This is a genomic window from Sporosarcina beigongshangi (assembly GCF_033485195.1).
Lineage (GTDB): Bacteria > Bacillota > Bacilli > Bacillales_A > Planococcaceae > Sporosarcina > Sporosarcina beigongshangi.
The window spans coordinates 1-977 of sequence record NZ_JAWLIR010000092.1 but is presented as its reverse complement, the minus strand read 5'-3'; the positions used below and the strand labels follow the sequence as shown (position 1 = coordinate 977).

The 977-nt window shown below is 37.9% G+C and carries 1 protein-coding gene; it reads right to left on the bottom strand.

The features are described 5' to 3' along the window. Positions 1-109: 109 nt before the first annotated feature. Positions 110-977: transposase (locus R2B77_RS17875; RefSeq protein ID WP_322555781.1), on the bottom strand; the 868-nt coding region annotated here is incomplete at its 5' end.

Genomic DNA, 977 nt, shown 5'->3' with positions numbered 1-977 from the left:
GAGGCCACTGAAAAACCTACGGTTTTAAGTCCCATAAGTGAACCTAAATTGAAAAAGACGTTATTTCATTCGAAGATGAACGAAATAACGTCTTTTCCTTTTGTATTCCTTACTCTGATTCCTTCATTAGCGTCCTAATTCGTTTGAGATTGACCGCAAATATAGCCATCGCCCCTTGTATCTGCATACCAAATAGACCCGCAGATGTGGCTACATCATACCCGTGTCTATGTTTCAACTCACTATTCTTCGCTTCAATTTTATAACGTGATTTCGCCTTCTTTTTAAACTCCTCACTATTTTGAAAAGCTTCTTGATCCTTGTGTTCAGTCGATTTAATCGTCACGGAATAGGTTTTACTTTTCGATCCTTCCTTATAACAACCTTCACGTAGCGGGCAAGTTTTACATGTATCAATATCAAAATAATAGGTTTGAATTTGATTCTTTCCTACATTTTTCTTTCCTGTACGCGCTGTTCGAATGGCCATATGGCCTGCTTTACAAACATACATACCTGCATCTTTATTAAACTCAAATTCATCTTCTTTTGTGCGATGGCCTTGTGTAATGTTGGGATTTAATTTGGAGATGAGTTCAAGTTGATTGTCCTTTGCATAGCGAATATTATCTTTTTCGGAGTAAGCTGTATCTCCGAGCACCGTTTCAATTTCCATACCTGTTTCTTGGCTTTTTATAATTAAATCTTGCAGATATTTCCCATCACTTTGTTCACCAGTTGTCACAATCGCCGCTGTAATAATCCGTTCATCATTCATCGCAATATGCGTTTTATAGCCAAAGAAAGAAGAGTCAGCAGTTTTATGACCAACCCGTGCATCTGAATCCGCTGAAAACTGGAGCTGTTCGGTGTAATCTTCCACAACTTCTTTCAACATATTTAACTTCTCTTTGACGGCTGGAATGGATACAAGATGGGACTCTTTTTCAATCACTGAAATTACTTCTTCACAATAC